The 424-nt window shown below is 63.4% G+C and carries 1 protein-coding gene; it reads right to left on the reverse strand.

The genetic code is table 11. The features are described 5' to 3' along the window. On the reverse strand, window positions 1–285 hold a 285-nt coding region (locus HG543_RS54170), incomplete at its 3' end, for an SDR family NAD(P)-dependent oxidoreductase (RefSeq protein ID WP_211194833.1). Window positions 286–424 lie beyond the last annotated feature (139 nt).

Below are 424 nucleotides of genomic sequence, written 5' to 3' on the forward strand. Positions count from 1 at the left end.
GTTCACCAACGCATCGACATGGCGATCTAAGGCGCGCAAGCGAGACAGGACCTCGGAAGGCCCGTCTCGTGAGGAGAGGTCGGCGTCAATGACGAGCGCGTCCACTTCGTAGCAGTCGGCGAGCACCGCCGCGACGTCCAGAAGGCGCTCTCTGCGGCGGCTTACAAGGGCCAAGTCGTAACCGTGAGCAGCGAACTGAGTAGCAATTTCACGACCGATTCCCGCCGAGGCGCCCGTGATCAAGGCAAGAGGTCGCTCGCCAGCCAGGTTAAGCTCCGTTGACACGCCGAGGGAGGTAGCCCGCGCTTCCAACGGTCTCATTCCGCCAGCCGCCCGCTAAGCCGATCAACATCGGGCGTGATCACTCCTGGACTGGATTCCCGCGGCGACGCACCGGTCGGGTTTCCCCATAAGAGACTCTGCC

The sequence above is a fragment of the Pyxidicoccus fallax genome (assembly GCF_012933655.1).
Lineage (GTDB): Bacteria > Myxococcota > Myxococcia > Myxococcales > Myxococcaceae > Myxococcus > Myxococcus fallax.